This is a genomic window from Curtobacterium sp. MCBD17_032, from assembly GCF_003234855.1.
Lineage (GTDB): Bacteria > Actinomycetota > Actinomycetes > Actinomycetales > Microbacteriaceae > Curtobacterium.
This window is the reverse complement of record NZ_QKTO01000011.1, coordinates 30,310-46,443: the sequence shown is the minus strand read 5'-3', so window position 1 is coordinate 46,443 and position 16,134 is coordinate 30,310. Positions and strand designations below refer to the sequence as shown.

Sequence of the window (16,134 nt, the reverse complement as noted above, 5' to 3'; positions counted from 1 at the left end):
GACCATGACCGCCTCCGACGGCACGACGAACCGGTTCCCGTGGCGCGGCCGGATCCTGCGCAAGGGTCCCGGCCCCGCGTCGACCGCGAACGTCGCCAACATCATCACCGTGGTGCGCATCCTCATGGCGCCGCTGTTCTTCGTCCTGCTGCTGGCGGACGCCGGCGCCGACGGGCCGGTGCGCATCTGGGCCGCCGTGCTCTTCGTCGTGGCGATCGTCACCGACAGCGCCGACGGCATCATCGCCCGTCGGCAGGACCTGGTCACCGACTTCGGGAAGCTCGTCGACCCGATCGCGGACAAGGTCCTCATCGGCGGTGCCCTCGTGGCGCTGTCGATCCTCGGGGAACTGCCCTGGTTCGTGACGGTGCTCATCATGCTCCGCGAGATCGGCATCACCGTCTTCCGGTTCGCGGTGCTCTCCGACCGGGTGATCCCGGCGAGCCGCGGCGGCAAGGTCAAGACCGTCCTGCAGGCCGTCGCACTGACGCTCGCGCTGTTCCCGTGGTGGCACCTGGTCGGGGACGTCGCCCACTGGGTGAACGGTGTCTCCATGACGGCCGCGTTCGTGGCGACCGTGGCGAGCGGTGTCGACTACCTCGTGCAGGCGTGGCGACACAACCGGACGCCGGCGTGACCGAGGCCGGCTCCCGGGGTACCGCCGCGGGCCTGGTCGCCGCACTGACCGCCCGTGGGGAGACGGTGGCGGTCGCGGAGTCGTTGACGGGCGGGCTCGTCGTCGCGGAACTCGTCGGGGTGGCCGGGGCGTCCGCCGTCGTGCGTGGTGGCGTCGTCGCCTACGCGACCCCGGTGAAGGCGACCGTGCTCGACGTGGACGCCGAGCTGCTCGCGGACCGTGGCGCTGTCGACCCCGAGGTGGCGCGGCAGATGGCCGCGGGTGTCCGGATCGCGCTGGCCGTCGACGGTGTCCCCGCCACGTGGGGGATCAGCACGACGGGCGTCGCCGGGCCGGAACCGCAGGACGGCAAGGCGGTCGGGACCGTCTTCATCGGGATCGCGGACGCACAGGGCGCCGGTGCGGTCGAACTGCACCTGGACGGGGACCGCGGGGCGATCCGTGCGGCGGTCGTCTCCGAACTCCTGACACGTCTGCGGTCCAGACTCGAGGGCGTGGAATAGCGGGCGTGACCGTCAGGTTACATCTCACGCAATCTCCAGCAGGACGGCAGCCGCACTGGCTACCATGCTGCAACCGGCAACCGCAGGGTGGTCGGACCCGAGCTCGGTCATCCGGATCGAGCGGGCGCGGAGATGACAGGAAGGAGGAGTTCTCATGGTTCTCGTTCGTCAGGAGATCGGCGACGTGCTGCGGGACTTCCGCTTGCAGAAGGGCCGGACCCTCCGTCAGGTCGCGTCCAAGGCCAGTGTTGCCCTCGGGTACCTGAGTGAGGTGGAGCGCGGTCAGAAGGAGGCCAGCTCCGAGATCCTCGCTTCTGTGGCGGATGCCCTCGACACCCCCATCTCGACGATCATGCGCGAAGTGGGCGACCGCCTCGCAGTGGTCGAAGGGCTCACCCGTGTCCCGGACACGCTCCCGGACGAACTCGTCGCCGAGTTCGACAACGACCTCGCGGTGCGCTGACCCGTACCGCTCGCAACGCCCTCGCCGGTCCGCCGGCGGGGGCGTTCGCCGTTGTTACGCTGGTCCGATGCGGGTGAGTGAGTTCTGGCGAGCCGTCGACCAGGTGTTCGGGGACGCGTACGGAGCGGTCGTCGCCCGGGACGTCGTGCTCGAACAGCTCGGCGGCCGATCGGCGGCGGACGCCCTCGCGGCGGGCATCGACGCGCGTGCCGTGTGGGACGCCCTCTGCGACTCCCAGGACGTCCCGCTCGAGCGTCGGCACGGCAAGGGTCTCCAGGAACCGCGCGACTGACGCGTGCTGACGCTGGTGGCGCTCGCTCCGCGCGTGGGCGAACGTGTGTTCGGCGTGTCGCTCGAACACGTGTTCGGTCGGTGCTACGTTCCTCCACAGCGACGTCGACCGGGTGCTCCTTCCACGACCTCCGCTCCTGACGGCATGGATGTCGGTGGGCGGCCGTAGGTTCGAGGACATCGGAACACGTCCGAAGCCTTGTCGCAGAACGAGTGGCCTTGCACCATCGGCCGGTCCGGACGCGACAGCCTACAGGCGGCCGTCACGAGCACGAAGGAGCATCCCATGCCATCACCAGTAGACCGCGAGAAGGCCCTCGAGACCGCACTCGCCCAGATCGACCGTCAGTTCGGCAAGGGTGCCGTGATGCGCCTCGGGACCGACGAGCGTGCTCCGGTCGCCGTGATCCCCACCGGCTCCGTCGCGCTCGACGTCGCGCTCGGGATCGGTGGACTCCCGCGTGGTCGCATCATCGAGATCTACGGACCGGAGTCCTCCGGTAAGACCACGCTGACGATCCACGCCATCGCGAACGCGCAGCGCAACGGCGGCATCGCGGCGTTCATCGACGCCGAGCACGCGCTCGACCCGGAGTACGCCAAGAAGCTCGGCGTCGACATCGACGCGCTCCTCGTCTCCCAGCCCGACACCGCCGAGCAGGCGCTCGAGATCGCGGACATGCTCGTCCGGTCGGGATCCATCGACCTCATCGTCATCGACTCCGTGGCGGCACTCGTGCCCCGCGCCGAGATCGAGGGCGAGATGGGCGACTCCCATGTCGGTCTGCAGGCCCGCCTCATGTCGCAGGCGCTCCGCAAGCTCGCCGGTGGGCTCAACCAGACGCAGACCACGATGATCTTCATCAACCAGCTGCGCGAGAAGATCGGCGTGTTCTTCGGATCGCCCGAGACGACTTCCGGTGGTAAGGCGCTCAAGTTCTACGCGTCGGTCCGCCTCGACATCCGTCGCATCGAGACGCTGAAGAGCGGCACCGACGCCGTCGGCAACCGCACCCGCGTCAAGGTCGTGAAGAACAAGATGGCGCCGCCGTTCAAGCAGGCCGAGTTCGACATCCTCTACGGGGTGGGGATCTCGCGCGAAGGCTCGCTGTTGGACTTCGGCGTCGACCACGGGATCGTGAAGAAGTCCGGCGCCTGGTACACCTACGACGGCGACCAGCTCGGGCAGGGCAAGGAGAACTCGCGGTCCTTCCTCATCCAGAACCCGGAGATCGCCGCTGAGATCGAGGGCAAGATCCTCGCGAAGCTCGGCGTCGGTGGGGCGAAGGAAGCGGCGCCGGTCGACTCGATCGCGCCGAAGCTCGCGGAGCGCAAGGGCGCGTGACGACCGACCACGACGGCGACGACCTCGCTCCGGTGACCGATCTGTTCGGAGCGAGGTCCCGTCGCCGTCCTGACGGCACACGTCCCGGTGCCCGGACCACGAGCGCAGCGGACGCCGGGCACCGGCCCGACAGCGAGCGCTCGGAGGACGCCGACCGCTCGCAGGACGCCGACCGCTCGCAGGACGCCGACCGCTGGTCGGACGCGGAGCGCGGGACGGAGACGGAGCGCTGGGCGGACGCCGACCGTTTGGCTAATGACGGCAGCGACGACACCGGTGACGGTTTCGGGCGGGAGCACGCGGCGGCGGTCCCGTCGGACGCGGACACGCCGGTCCCGTTTCCGGTCCCGTTGTCGGTCCGGGGTGCGCAGGACGCCTGGCTGTCCCCGGTCGTCGGGGACGGGTCGGGGCGGAGCGCTCGGGCCGAGCAGACCGGCTACGACGGCGACGAGGCGGACGCGCCGACGGCGTCGGTGTTCTCGATCACCGGCGGCGAGCTCGATCCGGCAGACGCTCCGCGGCCACTCGACGAGCAACGTGCCGATGCGGAGCGGATCAGCATGCGTGCGCTCAGCCGACGCGGCGTGAGCACGTCCGAGCTCCGGGCGATGCTCGGGAAGCAGGACGCGTTCGACCCGGACGTCATCGAGCAGGAGATCGACCGGCTCACCCGCGTCGGGCTGCTCGACGACGTCGCGCTGGCCACCGACCTCGTGGACCGGATGCATGCGCGCAAGGGCCTCGGCCGGCAGGCGATCGTCGCCGACCTCCGTCGCCGCGGCATCGACCAGACCGCGATCGACGCAGCACTCGACGCGGCGGCGGACGACGAGGACGACGAGTTCGTCCGGGCGATCGAACTGGCGACGAAGCGTGCCGGGCAGATGCGCGGCCTCGACCGCGCGACGGCCGAACGTCGACTGTCCGGGTTCCTGATGCGCAAGGGGTACAACGGGGGCGTCGTCCGCATCGCCGTCGAGCGTGCGCTCGACGGCCCCCGCCGTCCGCCGCCCGGCGGTCGTGGAACCGTGCGGTTCGAGTAGTCCGACCCGCACGGCCTCGCCCCGGTCCGGTTCGCACCGTACCGTGGCGGAACCGAGGCGAGACCGGATCGGGACCGGAGCAGAAGCGCCGATCGGTGCGGGTGCTCGGCCCCGGTCCGGTATCCGCCCGGTCCTACACTGGACGATCATGGACACCGCCGTCGCGACCCCGCGGACCTACGAAGTGCGTACCTACGGGTGCCAGATGAACGTGCACGACTCCGAGCGGCTCAGCGGGTCGCTCCGCGCTGCCGGGTACGTCGCCGCACAGGACGACGAGCAGGCAGACGTCGTCGTCATCAACACGTGTGCCGTCCGCGAGAACGCGGACAAGCGCCTGTACGGCAACCTCGGTCGCCTGGCGTCCGTGAAGCGGGACCGCCCCGGCATGCAGATCGCCGTCGGCGGCTGCCTCGCTCAGAAGGACAAGGACGTCATCCTCGAGAAGGCGCCGTGGGTGGACGTGGTGTTCGGCACGCACAACATGGGGTCCCTGCCGACCCTGCTCGAGCGTGCCCGCCACAACGACGAGGCGCAGCTCGAGATCCTCGAGTCCCTCGACGTCTTCCCTTCGACGCTGCCGACCAAGCGGGAGTCGACCTCGAGCGGCTGGGTGTCGATCTCCGTCGGCTGCAACAACACCTGCACGTTCTGCATCGTGCCGTCCCTCCGCGGCAAGGAGCGCGACCGTCGTCCGGGTGACGTCCTCGCCGAGATCCAGGCCCTCGTCGACGACGGTGCGATCGAGGTCACGCTCCTCGGACAGAACGTCAACTCGTACGGCGTCGAGTTCGGCGACCGCCATGCGTTCGGGAAACTCCTCCGCGCCACCGGCCAGATCGACGGCCTCGAACGCGTGCGCTTCACCAGCCCGCACCCCGCGGCCTTCACGGACGACGTCATCGCCGCGATGGCCGAGACGCCGAACGTCATGCCGCAGCTGCACATGCCGCTGCAGTCCGGGTCAGACCGGGTGCTCAAGGCGATGCGGCGCAGCTACCGGAGCGAACGCTTCCTCGGCATCCTCGATCGCGTCCGCGCCGCGATCCCGCACGCGGCCATCTCCACCGACGTCATCGTCGGCTTCCCCGGCGAGACGGAGGCGGACTTCGCGGACACCCTGCGGGTCGTCGAGCAGGCCCGGTTCGCGACGGCCTTCACGTTCCAGTACTCGATCCGCCCCGGTACCCCTGCGGCCACCATGGACGACCAGCTGCCGAAGGAGGTCGTGCAGGAGCGGTACGAGCGGCTCATCGCCCTGCAGGACCGGATCACGACGGAGGAGAACGCCGCGCAGCTCGGTCGCACGGTCGACGTCCTCGTCGCCACCGGCGAGGGGAAGAAGGACGAGTCCACGCACCGCCTGTCCGGTCGCGCCGAGGACGCCCGCCTCGTGCACTTCGCGGTCCCGGCCGGATCGGACGTCCCGCGGCCGGGCGACGTCGTCTCGGTCGAGGTGACCCGTGCGGCACCGCACTTCCTGGTCGCCGACACCGACGCACCGCTGCGCATCCGACGCACCCGCGCCGGCGACGCCTGGGACCGGGCGCAGGCGGAGTCCTGCGGCGTGCCCGTCCCGGCCGCTCCGGGTGCCGGTCCGCGACCGGTCTCGCTCGGCCTCCCCACGCTCCGTGTCGGACGCTGACCCGCGACCCGCGCGAGGGGTCGACGCCGACTCCGCGCCCGACGCCGACGCACGCCCCGGTCAGGAGGCTCCGCTCGACCTGGTCGCGACAGCGGACGTCGTCGCCGTCGTGGGCGCGACCGGTACCGGCAAGTCCGAGCTCGCCCTCGCCCTCGCCGAACGACACTGTGCGCACGGCCGACGTGCCGAGATCGTCAACGCCGACGCCATGCAGCTCTACCGCGGGATGGACGTCGGGACTGCGAAGGTCCCGGAGTCCGAGCGACGGGGCATCCCGCACCACCAGCTCGACGTGCTCGAGGTGACGGACGAAGCGAGCGTCGCGGCGTACCAGCGCGACGCCCGAGCGGTGATCGCCGAGGTCACGGCGGACGGCGGGGTCGCGGTGCTCGTCGGTGGCAGCGGCCTCTACGTGTCCGCCGTCCTCTTCGACCTCGACTTCCCCGGGACCGACCCCGTACTCCGGGAGCAGCTCGAACGGGAGCACCGCGAACTCGGTCCGGCCGTCCTGCTCGACCGGCTCCGCACACTCGACCCGGCGGCTGCCGCGGTGATCGACGCGCGGAACCCGCGGCGGTTGATCCGGGCCGTCGAGATCGCGAGCCGGTCCGACCGCGTCACCCCGAGCCTCCCGTCCGCGCCGCGGCCGTGGCGGCCCGCGCACGTCCTGCACCTGCGGCGCGACCGCGAGCAGCTCGTGGCGGGTCTCCACACCCGGGCGGAGCGCATGTTCGCCACCGGGCTCCTGGACGAGGTCGCAGCCCTCCGGGACCGGGGGCTGGAACAGGGCCGCACGGCCCGCGCCGCGATCGGGTACGCGCAGGCGCTCCAGGTCCTGCGCGGGGAGGCGACGGTCGAGCAGGCGGTGGAGTCGACCAGCGTCGCGACGCGGCGGTACGCCCGCCGGCAGGTCTCGTGGTTCAAGCGGTACGCCGACTCGGGGACGACGCGGGTGGGCGCGGTGGACGTCACGGGAGCCGGGGCAGCGGAGCTCTCGGGACTGGCCCGTAGGATCGTCCCGTGACCGAGCTGCACTTCACCAAGGGCCACGGGACCGGCAACGACTTCGTCCTGTTCGCCGACCCCGACGCCACGGTCGACCTGACGCCGGACCGGATCCGCGCGATCGCGGACCGGCGCTTCGGCGTCGGTGCCGACGGTGTCATCCGTGCCGTGCGCTCGGACGCGCTCCCCGAGGGCCGCGCGGTCCTCGCGGAGGACCCGGCCGCCACGTGGTTCATGGACTACCACAACGCCGACGGGTCGGTCGCCGAGATGTGCGGCAACGGCATCCGTGTCTTCGCCCGGTACCTCACCGAGTCGGGGCTCGTCGACCTCGCACCGGGGCAGACCCTCACCGTGGGCAGCCGGAAGGGCCTCGTCGACATCCAGCGGTCGTCCACGGGCTTCGCCGCCGACCTCGGCCGGTGGCGTCTCGGCATCGACGGGAGCGGCTCCGACGACGTCCTCGTGCGCGCGAAGGACCTCGACCGCGCACGGCCCGGGCTCGGCATCGACGTCGGCAACCCCCACGTCGTCGTCGCGGTCGCCAGCGAGGAGGAGCTCGCAGGCATCGACCTGACCTACGTGCCGGTCCTCGACCCGGCCCCGGCTTCCGGGGCGAACGTCGAGTTCGTGCTCCCCGGGGACCCGCTCGTGACGGACGGGGTCGGCCAGATCACCATGCGCGTGCACGAGCGGGGGAGCGGCGAGACGCTCTCGTGCGGAACGGGCGCGGTGGCCGCGGCCCTCGCGACGCGGTACTGGGCGGGCTCGGCGGCGCCGGACACCTGGCGCGTCCGCGTCCCGGGCGGTGTCCTCACCGTGCGGATGACCGCGACGGAGGACGGCGAGCACGTCTCGCTCGCCGGTCCGGCCGAGCTCGTGTTCTCGGGGGACCTGACGGTCTGACCGGACACCTTCCCCGACGATCGTCCCCGTGTCAGGATCGGCACATGACGGGGGAGCAGGACGACCAGCCGCGCGTGGTCGCGGTGAGCCGCGACCACGACCACCACTTCAGCAAGCCGATCGTCTCGGACATCGTCCTGGTCGCGGGGCTCGGCGTCGAAGGGGACGCGCACGCCGGGGCGACGGTGCAGCACCGCTCCCGTGTCGCCCGTGACCCGCACCAGCCGAACCTGCGGCAGGTACACCTCATCGCCGCCGAGCTGTTCGACGAGGTGGCCACGGCGGGGTTCACGGTCGCCCCCGGCCAGATGGGTGAGAACGTCACGACGCGCGGCGTCGACCTGCTGAGGCTGCCCGAGGGGACCGTGCTGCACCTCGGTGCCGATGCCCGCGTCCGGGTCACCGGCCTGCGGAACCCGTGCCGGCAGATCGACGGCTTCGAGCCGGGACTGTTGCGCCAGGTGCTCGGCCGCGCCGAGGACGGCTCCGTCGAGCGCAAGGGAGGCGTCATGAGCGTCGTGCTCGTCGGTGGGACCGTCCGTCTGGGCGACCCCGTGCGGGTCGAGCTCCCGACCGGGGAACAGGTGCCGCTCCGACCGGTGTGACGGGTCCTGGCGGCGCCGTCAGGACGCGCGGTGCACCCGGAGGACGCGGAAGCCCTTGTCGGTCGTCGCCCGCGTCACGGTGAACCCGTCCGCCAGTGTCTGCTGCAACCAGCGCTGCAGCGAGTCCCCGCCCAGGTCCTTCGACACCACGAGCCAGGCGTCGCCACCGACGGCGAGCCGGGGGATCCACGTGCGCAGGATGTCGTGCAGTTCGTCCTTGCCGACACGGATCGGCGGGTTCGACCAGATCGTGCGGAACGTCGTGTCGGCCGGGACCTCGGTGGGCAGACCCACCGTCAGGTTGTCCGCTCCGGCGGCGGTGGCGTTGGTCCGCGCCAGGTCGAGGACGCGCTCGTTGACGTCGACGCCCCACACGTGCGCGTCGGGGGACTGCAGCGCCATCGTGATCGCGAGCGGACCCCAGCCACAGCCGACGTCGAGCAGGTCCCCGTCGGGGGCAGGAGCGGGGACGTTGCGCAACAGCACGCTCGTGCCGCGGTCGATGCCGTCCGGGCTGAAGACGCCCGCTGCAGTGGTGAAGTCGAGCGTGCGACCGGCGAGCGTCACGCGGATCTGCCGCGGTCGCGCCTGGCTCTCCGGGGTGGCAGAGAAGTAGTGGTCGTTCGCCATGGAAGAACCGTACCGGGAACCCCGTGTGTCCAGAGGGCTCCGGAGGTAGCCTGTGCACAGCATGACGGAATCCCATCAGCAGGACGAACAGACCATCCACGACGACAGCGCAGACGGTGTCGTCGAGCGGGTGCTGCGCAACGCCGACCGGCGCGCGGCATCCTCCATCTTCGCGCCGGCGCAGGCGATCCAGACCCGCTCGGTGGACGAGCAGGGTTGGGATGGCGACGGCGACCAGTACGACCGTGAGGACCGTGCGGCGCTGCGCCGCGTCGTCGGCCTCTCCACCGAGCTCGAGGACGTCACTGAGGTCGAGTACCGGCAGCTCCGGCTCGAGCGCGTCGTCCTCATCGGCGTGTACGCGCAGGGCGACGCCTCCGACGCCGAGAACTCGCTCCGCGAGCTGTCGGCCCTCGCCGAGACCGCGGGCGCCGTGGTGCTCGACGGGCTCCTGCAGCGCCGGCCGACCCCCGACCCGGCGACCTACCTCGGCAAGGGCAAGGCCCAGGAACTCGCCATGGTGGTCAAGGCCACCGGCGCGGACACGGTCATCGCGGACACCGAACTCGCACCGTCGCAGCGCCGTGCGCTCGAGGACGTCGTCAAGGTCAAGGTGATCGACCGCACGGCCGTGATCCTCGACATCTTCAGCCAGCACGCCTCCACGCGCGAGGGCAAGGCGCAGGTCGAGCTCGCGCAGCTCCAGTACCTGCTCCCGCGTCTGCGTGGCTGGGGTGAGTCGATGTCCCGGCAGGCCGGTGGCCAGGTCTCCGGCGGCGCCGGCATGGGTTCGCGCGGACCGGGTGAGACGAAGATGGAGCTCGACCGCCGGAAGATCCACACCCGGATGGCGAAGCTCCGTCGGCAGATCGCGGGCTTCACCCCGGCTCGCGAGGCCAAGCGTGCCGACCGCACCCGCAACGCCGTCCCGAGCGTCGCGATCGCCGGGTACACGAACGCCGGGAAGTCCTCGCTGCTCAACCGGCTCACGAGCGCCGGCGTCCTGGTCCAGAACCAGCTGTTCGCCACCCTCGACTCGACGGTCCGCCGCACGGAGACGTCGAAGGGGCGCGAGTTCACCTTCACCGACACCGTCGGGTTCGTCCGGAACCTCCCGCACCAGTTGGTCGAGGCGTTCCGCTCGACGCTCGAGGAGGTCGGGAACGCGGACGTCATCGTCCACGTGGTCGACGGTTCCCACCCCGACCCGGCAGCGCAGCTCGCGACGGTGCGAGAGGTCATCGGCGACGTCGGGGCGCGCGACGTCCCGGAGATCGTCGCCTTCAACAAGGCGGACCTCATCGACGACACCCAGCGCATGGCCCTCGTGGCGCTCGCGCCGGACGCCGTCTTCGTGTCGGCCCGCACGGGTGCCGGCATCCCGGACCTGCTCGCGGCGATCGAGGCGCGCCTGCCCGAGCCCGACGTCGAACTGACCGTCGTCGTGCCGTTCTCCCGTGGTGACCTGGTCTCGCACCTGCACGACGCGGGTGCGGTGGAGTCGGTGGACTACGTGGCGGAGGGGACGCGCCTCCGGGTGCGGGTCTTCCAGCGGGAGGTCGCGGAACTCGACCCGTACGTGGTCGCGCCGGTCGCGTCCGCCTGACGGCAGGTCCGAACGGACGGGAGGCCCGGTGCACGCCCGCACCGGGCCTCCCGTCCGTCGCGTCCGCGCCACGCGAGGAGGGCGGCTGCCCGCAACGCCGTCGCGTTGCGCGCAGCCGCCCTCGTGGCGTTTCCGGAGCGGTCAGATGGAGCGGAGGACCGCGACGACCTTGCCGAGCACCGTGGCGGCATCGCCGAGGATCGGCTCGAACGCGGAGTTGCGGGGGAGCAGCCACGTGTGGCCGTCCCGCTGACGGAAGACCTTGACCGTGGCTTCCTCGTCGAGCATCGCGGCGACGACGTCGCCGTTCTCGGCGGTCTGCTGTGCCCGGACGACCACCCAGTCACCGTCGCAGATCGCCGCGTCGATCATCGACTCGCCCACGACCTTGAGCATGAAGAGGTCGCCGGTCCCGACGAGCTGGCGGGGCAGGGGGATGATCTCGTCGACGTGCTGCTCCGCGGTGATCGGGACACCGGCGGCGATGCGTCCGACGAGGGGGACGAGCGTCGTGGTGTCGACGTCCGGGCCGTCGGCGCCGGGCGTCGGCTCGTCGACCAGGACCTCGAGCGCCCGCGGGCGGTTCGGGTCCCGCCGGATCCAGCCGCCGAGCTCGAGCTGCCCGAGCTGGTGCGAGACGCTCGACAGTGACGAGAGCCCGGCTGCGTCGCCGATCTCACGCATGCTCGGCGGGTAGCCCCGGCTGGCGATCGACGCACGGATCGCGTCGAGGATCGACTGCTGCTTCGCGGTCAGCGGTTTCTGTCCGCGCAGTTCGTCCGTCACGTCTCGCCCTTCGTCGCGGGTGGAACGTCCGTCTGCGGGAATGTCGGTGGTCCCCCCGAGACTTGTTCCAGTCGCTCGAAACAGTATCCGGTCGGGGAACGCGGACCAAACACCTGTTCGAGCGTGTCGCAGGGAAAACCCTCTCGGTTCGCTCCGGGGGACTTGTGCATTCACCCGATCGAACGTACGTTCGGTACACGACTTCGGTCGGCTCGCTCCGGGCCGATCGGACTCCGACGGCAAGCAGGAAGGCAACGACATGAGCACCAACGCCATCGCGGACACGCAGCACACCGCAGCACCCGCAGTGCGCACGCGCCTCCGTCTCACCCGCCGCGGCCGGGTCGTCTTCACGACCCTCGCTGCCCTTCCGGTGCTGTTCTGCGTCGGGATCGCCATGCTGAACGGTGGGCAGGCGTCCGCCGGTGACCGTGCGGCGGACGTGCACTTCGACACCGTCACGGTGCAGCCGGGCGAGACCCTGTGGCAGCTGGCCGAGCAGACCGCTCCCGACTCCGACCCGCGCGACTTCGTGCAGGACGTCGTGGACCTCAACGCCCTCGACGGCTCGGGCCTGCAGGCCGGCCAGGAGATCGCGATCCCGGCGCAGTACGACCGCTGACGACCGGTCGGTGCTCAGGGGCGCCGCGCACCCGGTTCCCCGGTGACGCGGGCGGAACCGTCCGGACGGGCGGCGGTTCCGGAGGCCGCGCGGCCTACGATGGATCGGTGGCAACCACGCTCGAAGACCTCCCGATCCGCGACGACCTCCGCGGGCAGAGCCCGTACGGCGCTCCCCAGAAGCACGTCCGCGTGCAGCTCAACGTCAACGAGAACACGCATCCCGTGCCGCAGGACGTCGCAGAGGACATCGTCGCGTCGATCCGGCAGGCGTTGACCACGGTGAACCGCTACCCGGACCGCGAGTTCACCGAGCTGCGGGAGTCCCTGGCCGGGTACCTCGGGCACGGGCTCGGTGCGGAGTCGGTCTGGGCGGCGAACGGCTCGAACGAGGTCATCCAGCAGCTCCTCCAGGCCTTCGGTGGGCCGGGGCGGAGCGTGCTCGGGTTCCCGCCGACCTACTCCATGCACTCGATCATCGCGTCGGGGACGGGGACGCAGTGGATCCCGGCCGACCGTGACGCCGCGTTCCGGATCTCGCCGGAGACCGCCGTCGCAGCGGTCACCGCCCACCGGCCGGACCTCGTGTTCCTCTGTGGGCCGAACAACCCGACGGGGACCCCGCTCGACCTGGCCACGATCGAGGCCGTCTACGACGCCACCGACGGCATCGTCATGGTGGACGAGGCCTACGCGGAGTTCATGCCGGTGGGACAGCCGACCGCGCTCACGCTCCTGCCCGGCCGGGAACGCCTGGTCGTGTCCCGGACGATGAGCAAGGCCTTCGCCTTCGCCGGCGCCCGTGTCGGGTACCTCGCGGCGGACCCCGCCGTGATCGACGCGCTCCGCCTCGTACGTCTGCCGTACCACCTCTCCGCCCTGACGCAGGCAGCGGCCGTCGCGGCCCTCCGGCACGCGCCGGAGATGCTGGCCATGGTCGACGAGATCCGGGGGCAGCGCGACCGCATGGTCACGGAGCTCCGTGCGATGGGGTACCAGCCGCACGAGACCTGGTCGAACTTCGTGCTGTTCGGTGGCGTCGCCGACCCGCGCGCTGCGTTCGAGTCGTTGCTCGAGCGCGATGTGATCGTCCGCGACCTCGGCATCCCGAACCACCTCCGCGTGAGCGCCGGGACGACGGAGGAGACCACCGCGTTCCTCGACGCCATGCGCGCGGTCGCCGCCGAGCAGCCGCCCGTTAGGGTTGGAGCATGACCGCGCGTACCGCCGAGATCACCCGCTCGACGAGCGAATCGAGCGTCTCCCTGTCGCTCGACCTCGACGGCACCGGGACGTCCGAGATCGCGACGAGCGTGCCGTTCTTCGACCACATGCTGACGGCCTTCAGCAAGCACTCCCTGATCGACCTGCGCGTGCAGAGCTCGGGTGACACGGACATCGACGTGCACCACACGGTCGAGGACACCGGCATCGTGCTCGGGCAGGCGCTGAAGCAGGCCCTCGGTGACCGGGCGGGCATCGGCCGCTACGGCGACGCCCTCGTCCCGCTCGACGAAGCCCTCGCGCAGGCGGTGGTCGACGTGTCCGGCCGCCCGTTCCTCGTGCACTCGGGGGAGCCCGACGGTTTCGAGTTCCACCGCATCGGCGGCCACTTCACCGGGTCGATGGTCCGCCACGTGTTCGAGGCGATCACGTTCAACGCGGGCATCACCGTGCACGTCCGCGTGCTCGGTGGGCGCGACCCCCACCACATCGCCGAGGCCGAGTTCAAGGCCTTCGCCCGGGCGATGCGCCGCGCCGTCGAACTCGACCCGCGCGTCGACGGCATCCCCTCCACGAAGGGCACGCTGTGAGCACCACCCGCCCGAACGTCGTCGTCCTCGACTACGGATCCGGCAACGTCCACTCCGCCGCGAAGGCCCTGGAACGGGCCGGCGCCGACGTGACGCTCTCGAACGACAAGCAGGCGGCGCTCCGGGCGGACGGGCTCCTGGTCCCCGGCGTCGGTGCGTTCGCCGCGGTCGTCGACCAGCTAGAAGGGGTCCGCGGCGGCGAGATCGTCGACCACCGACTCGCCGGTGGACGTCCGGTGCTCGGCATCTGCGTCGGCATGCAGGTCCTCTTCGAGCGCGGCGTCGAGCGCGGTGCCGACGTCGAGGGCCTCGGACAGTGGCCGGGCGTCGTCGAACCGATCGAGGCCGAGGTCCTGCCGCACATGGGCTGGAACACGGTCGAGGCGCCGGAGGACTCCGTGCTGTTCGACGGTCTCCGGGACGAGCGCTTCTACTTCGTGCACTCCTACGGTGTCACGGAGTTCCCGCTCGAGGCCTACGGCCCGTTCCGTGCCCCGAAGCTCACCTGGGCCGAGCACGGGGAACGCTTCGTCGCCGCGGTCGAGAACGGCCCGCTCAGCGCCACGCAGTTCCACCCGGAGAAGTCCGGCGAGCCGGGCATCCGCCTCCTCCGCAACTGGGTCTCGTCGCTGTGACCCCCGATCCCGACGGGACCATGACCGAGCTCTCCACCACCCAGCCCCTCGTCCTGCTGCCGGCCGTCGACGTGGTCGACGGTCAGGCCGTGCGCCTCACCCAGGGCGAAGCCGGCAGTGAGACCGGGTACGGCGACCCCGTCGTCGCGGCCCGCACCTGGCGTGACCAGGGGGCGGAGTGGATCCACCTCGTCGACCTCGACGCGGCCTTCGGTCGTGGTGACAACCGCAGGGTGATCGCGCACGCCATCCGCGAGGTGGAGGGCGTCTCCGTCGAGCTCTCCGGCGGCATCCGGGACGACGCGTCGCTCGAGGCCGCCCTCGCCACCGGCGCCGCCCGGGTGAACCTCGGCACCGCCGCCCTCGAGGACCCGGACTGGGCAGCGCGGGTCATCGGGCAGTACGGCGAGCAGATCGCCGTGGGGCTCGACGTCCGCGGCACCACCCTCGCCAGCCGGGGGTGGACCGAGGACGCGGGCGACCTCTGGGAGGTGCTCGACCGGCTCGAGGACGCCGGTTGCGCCCGGTACGTCGTCACCGACGTCACGAAGGACGGCACGCTGCAGGGCCCGAACGTCGACCTGCTGCGCCAGGTGTGCGACCGGACCGACCAGCCCGTGGTGGCCTCGGGCGGCATCTCGACGCTCGACGACCTGCGGGCGCTCCGCGAGCTCGTGCCGCACGGCCTCGAGGGTGCGATCATCGGCAAGGCGCTGTACTCCGGGGCGTTCACGCTGCCGGCCGCGCTCGACATCGCCTCGGAGTAGTCCGTGGCGGGCATCTCGAACGGCCGCGGCACCGGGCCGGACCCCGACGACCCTGCCGTCCAGGAGCACGCCCATGCGGCGGACTCCGCCGGCAACCCGTGGGCCGGTCGCACGTTCGACGCGCACGACACGACCTTCGCCGAGGACGACGGCCTGGCCGACCCGGCCCTCGTCGCCGCCATCACCGCCGTCGCGGAGGGTGGCTCGCACGCCGCCGTCGTCGCGGCACTCCGGCACGCACGGCTGCTCATCCCACTCGTCGCGGAAGCGGGCGACGTCGGGGAGACCCCGGACGGACGCGTCGTCGACAAGACACAGGAACTGTCGATCGTGACGGTCGCGGGCCCCGACGGCCGGGCGGTCATGCCCGCCTTCACCTCGGTCGAGGCGATGCGCGCCTGGGACGCGGACGCCCGTCCGATCCCGGTCGAGTCCCGGCGCGTCGCGATGGCCGCGGCGAGCGAGGACACCCAGCTCGTCGTGCTCGACCCGACGGCCCCGACGGAGTTCGTCCTCCGCCGACCCGCGGTCTGGGCGCTCGGGCAGGACCTGCCCTGGACGCCGTGCGCCGAGGACCCCGAGGTCGCCCGCGCCTTCGCCGGCACGGTCGAGACCGAACCCGCCGTGGTCCGCGTCGAGCTGTCGCCCGGGGACCCGCTCTCCCGGTTCGCCGGGCCCGAGCTCACGGTCGGTCTCCGGCTCCTCGCCGGGCTGGACCGCGACCAGGTCGGCGAGCTGGTCGGCCGCCTGCAGCAGCGGTGGGCGGCGGACCCCGTCATCGCGGAGCGCGTGGACAGCATGCGCGTCGCCCTCCGCGCGGCCTGACACCGCC

19 protein-coding genes are annotated in these 16,134 nt (G+C 71.6%); 17 read left to right on the top strand and 2 right to left on the bottom strand.

Features of this window, described 5'->3' with window-relative positions; translation table 11 throughout:
- Window positions 1–4 precede the first annotated feature (4 nt).
- The 10 genes from pgsA (at window position 5) to DEI91_RS12900 (ending at window position 8,443) form a co-directional block, all read left to right on the top strand.
- Window positions 5–637 (top strand): CDP-diacylglycerol--glycerol-3-phosphate 3-phosphatidyltransferase, encoded by a 633-nt coding sequence (pgsA, locus tag DEI91_RS12945; RefSeq protein WP_111052680.1) that lies wholly within the window; start codon window positions 5–7, stop codon window positions 635–637.
- Window positions 610–1,140, top strand: a complete 531-nt coding sequence (locus DEI91_RS12940) for a CinA family protein (protein WP_258374425.1) — start codon at window positions 610–612, stop codon at window positions 1,138–1,140. The genes pgsA and DEI91_RS12940 overlap by 28 nt, the downstream gene beginning before the upstream one ends.
- Window positions 1,141–1,294: 154 nt before the next feature.
- Window positions 1,295–1,603, top strand: a complete 309-nt coding sequence (locus DEI91_RS12935; protein ID WP_110823882.1) for a helix-turn-helix domain-containing protein — start codon at window positions 1,295–1,297, stop codon at window positions 1,601–1,603.
- Window positions 1,604–1,670: 67 nt separating this feature from the next.
- Window positions 1,671–1,895 carry a DUF3046 domain-containing protein gene (locus DEI91_RS12930; protein ID WP_111052679.1) on the top strand — a complete coding sequence of 75 codons (225 nt, stop codon included), beginning with the start codon at window positions 1,671–1,673 and terminating at the stop codon, window positions 1,893–1,895.
- Between the two features lie 285 nt (window positions 1,896–2,180).
- A complete protein-coding gene (recA, locus tag DEI91_RS12925; RefSeq protein ID WP_110823884.1) occupies window positions 2,181–3,239 on the top strand; it encodes a recombinase RecA in 1,059 nt (352 codons plus the stop codon).
- Window positions 3,236–4,282, top strand: coding sequence for a regulatory protein RecX (locus DEI91_RS12920; RefSeq protein WP_111052678.1), 1,047 nt, complete (start codon window positions 3,236–3,238; stop codon window positions 4,280–4,282). The genes recA and DEI91_RS12920 overlap by 4 nt, the downstream gene beginning before the upstream one ends.
- 148 nt (window positions 4,283–4,430) lie before the next feature.
- Entirely contained in the window at window positions 4,431–5,927 is a 1,497-nt protein-coding gene (miaB, locus tag DEI91_RS12915) for a tRNA (N6-isopentenyl adenosine(37)-C2)-methylthiotransferase MiaB (protein WP_111052677.1), read from the top strand.
- Window positions 5,928–6,006: 79 nt separating this feature from the next.
- Entirely contained in the window at window positions 6,007–6,951 is a 945-nt protein-coding gene (gene miaA, locus DEI91_RS12910) for a tRNA (adenosine(37)-N6)-dimethylallyltransferase MiaA (RefSeq protein ID WP_220038091.1), read from the top strand.
- Entirely contained in the window at window positions 6,948–7,838 is an 891-nt protein-coding gene (gene dapF, locus DEI91_RS12905; protein WP_111052676.1) for a diaminopimelate epimerase, read from the top strand. The genes miaA and dapF overlap by 4 nt, the downstream gene beginning before the upstream one ends.
- 44 nt (window positions 7,839–7,882) lie before the next feature.
- Window positions 7,883–8,443 (top strand): MOSC domain-containing protein, encoded by a 561-nt coding sequence (locus tag DEI91_RS12900; RefSeq protein ID WP_111052675.1) that lies wholly within the window; start codon window positions 7,883–7,885, stop codon window positions 8,441–8,443.
- An 18-nt stretch (window positions 8,444–8,461) separates the two neighbouring features.
- Here DEI91_RS12900 and DEI91_RS12895 read toward each other — a convergent pair whose 3' ends face one another.
- A complete protein-coding gene (locus DEI91_RS12895) occupies window positions 8,462–9,073 on the bottom strand; it encodes a class I SAM-dependent methyltransferase (protein WP_111052674.1) in 612 nt (203 codons plus the stop codon).
- Between the two features lie 61 nt (window positions 9,074–9,134).
- On the opposite strand from DEI91_RS12895, the gene hflX reads away from it, so the two are divergent.
- Complete coding sequence (hflX, locus tag DEI91_RS12890; protein WP_111052673.1) at window positions 9,135–10,679, top strand: GTPase HflX; 1,545 nt, start codon at window positions 9,135–9,137, stop codon at window positions 10,677–10,679.
- Window positions 10,680–10,820: 141 nt separating this feature from the next.
- Here the strand turns inward: hflX and lexA are convergent, their stop codons facing one another.
- Window positions 10,821–11,465: a transcriptional repressor LexA gene (gene lexA, locus DEI91_RS12885; RefSeq protein ID WP_111052672.1), complete on the bottom strand. Its 645-nt coding sequence runs from the start codon at window positions 11,463–11,465 to the stop codon at window positions 10,821–10,823.
- Between the two features lie 259 nt (window positions 11,466–11,724).
- Between lexA and DEI91_RS12880 the strand changes: the two genes are divergently transcribed.
- The 6 genes from DEI91_RS12880 to DEI91_RS12855 all read left to right on the top strand — a co-directional run bounded on the left by DEI91_RS12880 (window position 11,725) and on the right by DEI91_RS12855 (window position 16,127).
- Window positions 11,725–12,087 carry a LysM peptidoglycan-binding domain-containing protein gene (locus tag DEI91_RS12880; protein ID WP_111052671.1) on the top strand — a complete coding sequence of 121 codons (363 nt, stop codon included), beginning with the start codon at window positions 11,725–11,727 and terminating at the stop codon, window positions 12,085–12,087.
- 107 nt (window positions 12,088–12,194) lie between these two features.
- On the top strand, window positions 12,195–13,301 hold the full coding sequence (locus DEI91_RS12875; RefSeq protein WP_111052670.1) for a histidinol-phosphate transaminase: 1,107 nt from the start codon (window positions 12,195–12,197) through the stop codon (window positions 13,299–13,301).
- Window positions 13,298–13,900, top strand: coding sequence for an imidazoleglycerol-phosphate dehydratase HisB (hisB, locus tag DEI91_RS12870; RefSeq protein ID WP_111052669.1), 603 nt, complete (start codon window positions 13,298–13,300; stop codon window positions 13,898–13,900). Before DEI91_RS12875 ends, hisB begins: the two co-directional genes overlap by 4 nt.
- On the top strand, window positions 13,897–14,535 hold the full coding sequence (hisH, locus tag DEI91_RS12865; RefSeq protein ID WP_111052668.1) for an imidazole glycerol phosphate synthase subunit HisH: 639 nt from the start codon (window positions 13,897–13,899) through the stop codon (window positions 14,533–14,535). The genes hisB and hisH overlap by 4 nt, the downstream gene beginning before the upstream one ends.
- A gap of 20 nt (window positions 14,536–14,555) precedes the next feature.
- Window positions 14,556–15,302 (top strand): bifunctional 1-(5-phosphoribosyl)-5-((5-phosphoribosylamino)methylideneamino)imidazole-4-carboxamide isomerase/phosphoribosylanthranilate isomerase PriA, encoded by a 747-nt coding sequence (gene priA / locus DEI91_RS12860; protein ID WP_111052667.1) that lies wholly within the window; start codon window positions 14,556–14,558, stop codon window positions 15,300–15,302.
- A 3-nt stretch (window positions 15,303–15,305) separates the two neighbouring features.
- Entirely contained in the window at window positions 15,306–16,127 is an 822-nt protein-coding gene (locus DEI91_RS12855) for an SseB family protein (protein ID WP_111052666.1), read from the top strand.
- Window positions 16,128–16,134: the final 7 nt, after the last annotated feature.

Excerpts from the sequence above, each read along its gene's own strand:
- priA (WP_111052667.1), top strand. The coding sequence starts at position 14,556 with ATGACCGAGCTCTCCACCACCCAGCCCCTCGTCCTGCTGCCGGCCGTC.
- DEI91_RS12895 (WP_111052674.1), bottom strand. The coding sequence starts at position 9,073 with ATGGCGAACGACCACTACTTCTCTGCCACCCCGGAGAGCCAGGCGCGA.
- DEI91_RS12935 (WP_110823882.1), top strand. The coding sequence starts at position 1,295 with ATGGTTCTCGTTCGTCAGGAGATCGGCGACGTGCTGCGGGACTTCCGC.
- hisB (WP_111052669.1), top strand. The coding sequence starts at position 13,298 with ATGACCGCGCGTACCGCCGAGATCACCCGCTCGACGAGCGAATCGAGC.
- recA (WP_110823884.1), top strand. The coding sequence starts at position 2,181 with ATGCCATCACCAGTAGACCGCGAGAAGGCCCTCGAGACCGCACTCGCC.
- DEI91_RS12930 (WP_111052679.1), top strand. The coding sequence starts at position 1,671 with ATGCGGGTGAGTGAGTTCTGGCGAGCCGTCGACCAGGTGTTCGGGGAC.
- miaB (WP_111052677.1), top strand. The coding sequence starts at position 4,431 with ATGGACACCGCCGTCGCGACCCCGCGGACCTACGAAGTGCGTACCTAC.
- pgsA (WP_111052680.1), top strand. The coding sequence starts at position 5 with ATGACCGCCTCCGACGGCACGACGAACCGGTTCCCGTGGCGCGGCCGG.
- hflX (WP_111052673.1), top strand. The coding sequence starts at position 9,135 with ATGACGGAATCCCATCAGCAGGACGAACAGACCATCCACGACGACAGC.
- DEI91_RS12900 (WP_111052675.1), top strand. The coding sequence starts at position 7,883 with ATGACGGGGGAGCAGGACGACCAGCCGCGCGTGGTCGCGGTGAGCCGC.
- DEI91_RS12880 (WP_111052671.1), top strand. The coding sequence starts at position 11,725 with ATGAGCACCAACGCCATCGCGGACACGCAGCACACCGCAGCACCCGCA.